This window comes from Streptomyces sp. SID5910 (assembly GCF_009862125.1).
GTDB lineage: Bacteria > Actinomycetota > Actinomycetes > Streptomycetales > Streptomycetaceae > Streptomyces.
The window spans coordinates 1-3,382 of the sequence record NZ_WWHX01000356.1 but is presented as its reverse complement, the minus strand read 5'-3'; the positions used below and the strand labels follow the sequence as shown (position 1 = coordinate 3,382).

Annotated in this window: 4 protein-coding genes; all 4 read left to right on the top strand. The window is 74.4% G+C overall.

Annotated elements, in window-relative coordinates; translation table 11 throughout:
- Positions 1-562: CoA transferase subunit A (locus GTW67_RS12100; protein ID WP_275940283.1), on the top strand; the 562-nt coding region annotated here is incomplete at its 5' end.
- Positions 559-1,329, top strand: coding sequence for a CoA-transferase subunit beta (locus tag GTW67_RS12095; RefSeq protein ID WP_161164809.1), 771 nt, complete (start codon positions 559-561; stop codon positions 1,327-1,329). The genes GTW67_RS12100 and GTW67_RS12095, both read left to right, overlap by 4 nt.
- Positions 1,326-2,387: an NAD(P)H-dependent flavin oxidoreductase gene (locus tag GTW67_RS12090; RefSeq protein ID WP_161164808.1), complete on the top strand. Its 1,062-nt coding sequence runs from the start codon at positions 1,326-1,328 to the stop codon at positions 2,385-2,387. Before GTW67_RS12095 ends, GTW67_RS12090 begins: the two co-directional genes overlap by 4 nt.
- 60 nt (positions 2,388-2,447) lie before the next feature.
- Positions 2,448-3,359, top strand: coding sequence for a tyrosine-protein phosphatase (locus tag GTW67_RS12085; RefSeq protein WP_346010629.1), 912 nt, complete (start codon positions 2,448-2,450; stop codon positions 3,357-3,359).
- Positions 3,360-3,382: the final 23 nt, after the last annotated feature.

The following is a 3,382-nucleotide window of genomic DNA, read 5'->3' as shown; positions in this document are numbered from 1 at the left end:
TGCGATGGTCATGTGGGGTCTGACGGCCGCGGCGCAGCGGCTGCCGTTCCTGCCGGTGCGGGCCGGACTCGCCTCGGACGTGATGCGGGTCAACCCGTCCCTGCGCACGGTCACCTCCCCGTACGAGGACGGCGAGGAGCTGGTCGCGGTCCCGGCGCTGCGGCTGGACGCCGCGCTGGTCCACCTCAACCGGGCCGACGCACAGGGCAACGCCCAGTACCTGGGCCCCGACCCGTACTTCGACGACCTGTTCTGCGAGGCCGCCGACGCGGCGTACGTGTCCTGCGAGCGCGTCGTGGACACCGCCGACCTGCTCAAGGAGGGCGGTCCGCAGTCCCTGCTGGTCAAGCGCGCGTTCGTCAACGGCGTCGTGGAGGCGCCGAGGGGCGCGCACTTCACCTCCTGCGTCCCCGACCACGACCGCGACGAGCCCTTCCAGCGGGCCTATGTCCGGGCGGCGCGGGATCCCGAGGCCTGGCCGGCCTTCGAGGAGCGGTTCCTGTCCGGTGACGAGGACGCGTACCAGGCCGCGGTGGCGGCGTTCCACGAGGAGGAAGCATGAGCGGCGGTACGACGACGGCGACGCGGGCCGAGTACTGCGTGGTGGCGTGCGCCGAGGCGTGGCGGGGCGCGGGCGAGGTGCTGGCCAGCCCGATGGGCACGGTCCCCGCGATCGGGGCCCGGCTGGCGAGGCTCACCTTCTCCCCCGACCTGCTGCTGACGGACGGGGAGGCGCTGCTCGTCGGCGACGTCCCGGCGGTCGGTGCCCCGGCGCGGGTGGTGGAGGGCTGGCTGCCCTACCGGCAGCACCTGGCCCTGGTCGCCACCGGGAGACGCCACGTCATGATGGGCGCGAGCCAGCTCGACCGGCACGGCAACCAGAACATCTCCTGCGTCGGCGACTGGGACCGGCCCCGCAGGCAACTGCTGGGCGTGCGCGGAGCCCCCGTCAACACCCTCAACAACCCGACGAGTTACTGGGTGCCCCGGCATTCGCCCCGGGTCTTCGTGGAGCGGGTCGACATGGTGTGCGGGGTGGGCTACGACCGTGCCTCCGCGGCCGGCCCCTCCGCCGCCCGCTTCCACCGCGTCCCGGACGTGATCACCGACCTCGGCGTGTTCGACTTCGAGACGCCGGACCGGACGATGCGCGTGCGCTCGCTGCACCCCGGTGTCACGGTCGAGGACGTCGTCGCGGCGACCGGCTTCGCGCTGACCGTGCCCGACGACGTGCCGTACACCCGTGAGCCCACCGCCGAGGAACTGCGGCTGATCCGGGAGGTCGTCGACCCGGCGGCGCTGCGCGAGCGCGAGGTGCCGGCCGCATGAACGACGTCCTGATCAGGACCCCGCTCACCGAACTGACCGGCGTCCGGCACCCGATCGTGCAAACGGGCATGGGCTGGGTGGCCGGGCCCCGTCTGGTGTCGGCCGCCGCCGACGCGGGGGCCCTGGGCATCCTCGCCTCCGCCACCATGAGCGCCGACCGGCTCCGCTCCGCCGTGCGCGAGGTCAAGTCCCGGACGGACGCGCCGTTCGGGGTCAATCTGCGGGCGGACGCCGGGGACGCCGCCGAGCGGGTGCGGATCATCGTCGACGAGGGCGTCAAGGTCGCCTCGTTCGCGCTCGCCCCCTCCCGGGAGCTGATCGCGCGGCTCAAGGACGCCGGGGTCGTCGTCATCCCGTCCGTCGGCGCCCGGCGGCACGCGGAGAAGGTCGCCGCGTGGGGCGCCGACGCGGTGGTGGTGCAGGGCGGGGAGGGCGGCGGGCACACCGGGTCCGTCGCCACCAGCGTGCTGCTGCCCCAGGTCGCCGACGCCGTCGACATCCCCGTGATCGCCGCCGGCGGCTTCCGCGACGGGCGCGGACTCGTCGCGGCCCTGGCCTTCGGCGCCGCCGGGATCGCCATGGGCACCCGCTTCCTGCTGACCTCCGACAGCCCCGTCCCCGACGCGGTCAAGGCCCGGTACCTGGCCGCGGCCGTGCAGGACGTCACCGTCACCACCAAGGTGGACGGGCTGCCCCACCGGATGCTGCGCACCGAGCTGGTCGACGCGCTGGAACGCTCGGGCCGGGCCGCCTCGCTGCTGCGGGCGGTCCGGCACGCCGCGGCCTTCCGGCGCGAGAGCGGCATGAGCTGGGCGCGGATGCTGCGCGACGGCCGGACCATGAAGCACGGCAAGGAACTGTCGTGGAGCCAGGTGCTGCTGGCCGCCAACACCCCGATGCTGCTGAAGGCGTCGATGGTCGAGGGACGCACCGACCTGGGCGTGATGGCCGCCGGCCAGGTCGCCGGACTGATCGACGACCTGCCGTCCTGCGCCGAACTCGTGGACCGCGTGATGGCCGAGGCCCACGCCACCCTGCACGCCCTTTCCGGCACCTGATGAGGAACGACCCGCCCTCCCCCTGGAGTTGATCCCATGCGTGTTGCGAACGTCCGACGAGTGACCACGACGATGGTCACCGCCGTCGTCCTCGGCTGTCTCCCCCTCTGGTCCGGGGCCGGCGCCACGGCGGCACCGCCCGCCGCCGCGGCCACGCACGACGCCGGCCCCGCCTCCCCCGCCGTCCGCCGCATCGTCCTCCAGGGGGCGGTCAACGTCCGCGACCTCGGCGGTTATCGCACCGGGCAGGGGCGCCAGGTCCGCTACGGCCAGGTCTTCCGCGCCGACTCCCTCGGGGAGCTGACCGACGCGGACCTCGCGAAGCTGTCCGCGCTGCGCCTGCGCACCGTGGTGGACTTCCGCGTTCCCTCGGAGGTGCGCGGGGACGGCGCCGACCGTCTCCCGGCCGGGCCCGCCGCGGTCTCCCGGCCCGTCAACGACCTCGGGTTGTACGCGAAGGTCACGGAGGCCATCGGCACCGCCGACCCGGCCGCGCAGCGCGGGCTGCTCGGCGACGGGAAGGCGGCGCGGCTGATGCGGGACATCTACCGCACCTTCGTCACCGACCCGGCCACCCGCCGGCAGTTCGGCGCGACCCTGCGGGACCTCACGCGGCGCGGACCGTCCCCGCTGCTCTACCACTGCACCTCGGGCAAGGACCGCACCGGCTGGATGAGCTACGTGCTGCTGCGCGCCGTCGGGATCCCGGCGGGGGCCGCCGAGCGGGACTACCTGCTGTCCAACCGCTACCGCGCGGACGCGGACCGCGCGACCCGCGAGGGGCTGAGGAAGGCCGGCCTGATGCAGAACCCGGACCTGCTCCTCCCGGTGCAGGAAGTACGCCGGGAGTACCTGGAGGCGGCCCTCGCCCAGGTGGAGCGCGACTACGGCGGCTTCCACCGCTACCTCACCGAGGGCCTGGGCCTGGACACCTCGACGCTGGCGAGGCTGCGGGCGCGGCTGCTGAGGTGAGGGACGACCCGCTGCGACGGGCA